Origin of the sequence: Saccharopolyspora sp. (genome assembly GCF_017434145.1) — a bacterium.
GTDB classification, from domain to species: domain Bacteria; phylum Actinomycetota; class Actinomycetes; order Mycobacteriales; family Pseudonocardiaceae; genus Saccharopolyspora_C; species Saccharopolyspora_C galaxeae.
Genome location: NZ_JAFRFW010000664.1, coordinates 1 through 1635 on the forward strand (window position 1 = coordinate 1; position 1635 = coordinate 1635).

Annotated in this window: 1 protein-coding gene and 1 pseudogene; both read left to right on the forward strand. The window is 65.6% G+C overall.

Going from position 1 to position 1635, the window contains the following annotated elements:
• A partial coding sequence (locus IJH84_RS18195; RefSeq protein WP_367269048.1) for a DUF6507 family protein occupies positions 1–363 on the forward strand: 363 nt, incomplete at its 5' end.
• A pseudogene (locus IJH84_RS18200) lies at positions 360–1635 on the forward strand (hypothetical protein); the annotation flags it as partial. The gene IJH84_RS18195 and the pseudogene IJH84_RS18200, both read left to right, overlap by 4 nt.

The window sequence follows — 1635 nt, forward strand, 5'->3', positions numbered from 1 at the left end:
CGTAGGGGGTTTGCAGGCGTGGAGTGGGACATTCACCCCGAGCAGGTCCGGGGTGTGCTGGCGCGGACCGCGAGTACCGCCTCGGAGTTCGACTCGCATGTGGCCGCGATGCGCTCGGAGATCGAGGGCGCGGCCGGGCAAGCCTCGTCCGGAATCATCGGACAAGCACTAACCGGGTTCGCCGAAGCGCGTGGCCCGGACATGCAGTTCGTGTTCTCCCGCATCCAGTCCGCGATCGGCGGCGCCTCGACCGCGGTCGGGGCGTATCTGCAGGGTGACCACGACATGGTCCTCAACGCCCAACGCGGCGTAAGCAACGCTCCGGATCCGCGGGAGCACATGCCAGGCGGGGGTCGGCGGTGATCAACCCCGGTGGGATTCCGCAGATCCCCGGCAACATGGACACCCTCGCCGCACACGCGAACGGACTGCGCGCGGCCGGGACGGGTTTCGCTGACACCGGCGCGGACGTGCATGCCACCTGGCAAGGCCTCGCACCCGCCTACCTGGCGCCGGAATCCGAGCAGTTGTTGCAGGCCACCCGGCCGGTCACCGAGACCGCAGGCAACATCGGCCGCGACGTCGAGGCCGTGGCCGGGGCGTTGCAGCGCTACGCCGACGAAGTCCGCCCCATCCAACAACACTTGCGCGACTTGAAAGCCCAAGCCGAGCAGCTCGTCGCCGACATCCACGCCTACGAAAACCAAAAACCGTCCACCTCGGAAATGGCCGCCTCCGCCAAAACCGGCATCGTTCCCGACAAGGACTGGACCGACGACTCCGACCTCACCGACCGCGACGCACAGTTGATGACCGCGGTCAACCAGGCCATCGCCGACTGGATGGCCGCCCAACGCCGCTGCGCGAATGCCATCACCGGGCTCTACGGCGGCCAGCACTACAGCCCCACCAACACCGACGGCCACCAGACCGCTGGTGAGTACGGCTACTCGACCGACCAACTTTCAGCCGCCGCAGGCAGCGACCACGGCCTGCCCTGGGGACGCGCCGAAGACACTAGCAACCCCCTCGCCGACCTCGGCCACACCGCCCTCGACCTCGGCGGCCTCGTCCCCGGCATCGGCGAACTCGCCGACGGCGCCAACGCCGCCTGGTACGCCGCCGAAGGCGACCACCTCAACGCCGGCCTCTCAGCCGCCGCCATGATCCCCATCGGCGGATGGGGAGCCACCGGCAGCAAACTCACCGGCAAAGGTTTCAAAGCCGCCAAGACAGGCTCCGAAATCTCCGAAGAAGCCGCCGAAAACACCGCCAAGAGCGTCGGGGAGCAAGCCGGGCGGTCACGGCGACGGATCAGCGATCTGCCGGACCCGGTACAACGGCGCATCGAAGAAGGAAATAAGTTTAATCGAGATCGGGCCCCGCACTATCGCCCCTACAACGAAATCACATTGGAGAATGGCAAGCGTCTAGATTCGTATAAGCCGCGTGCTGATATTGTCTCGAGAAAGCACACCCAGCTATCTGATATAGAACCAGGCACGGCGCGCTCATATCTAAGTGAATTCACAAACAAATACTCTCCCGGCGAGCGCGTGGCCGACACACCCAAGGCGCGCGCAGAGTATCCGGAACTCGTCGGAAAACGAATTCGTGGCGACCAGGTACTCGAAG